Source organism: Pseudomonas sp. PME37.24/006 (genome assembly GCF_055556635.1).
In genome coordinates, this window is record NZ_JBVHNL010000292.1 from 1 (window position 1) to 237 (window position 237).

1 protein-coding gene is annotated in these 237 nt (G+C 53.6%); it reads left to right on the forward strand.

Annotated elements, in window-relative coordinates:
• Positions 1-31 precede the first annotated feature (31 nt).
• Positions 32-237: DUF1016 N-terminal domain-containing protein (locus tag ACZ3GY_RS24785; protein WP_465912479.1), on the forward strand; the 206-nt coding region annotated here is incomplete at its 3' end.

Sequence of the window (237 nt, forward strand, 5' to 3'; positions counted from 1 at the left end):
TGGCTGAAATTGAAGGCGAGGAGCTGGAGACATGAGCGACCAACCCATCTCACTCATACCAATGCCAGCAGACTATGCCGACTGGTTGGTTGAACTAAAAACACGCATTCACAGCGCCCAGCAACGCGCTACGCTGGCAGTTAATCGGGAATTGGTCTTACTCTATTGGCAGATTGGCAGCGACATTCTGGCCAGACAAGCTGCCCAAGGCTGGGGCGCTAAAGTCATCGAACGCCT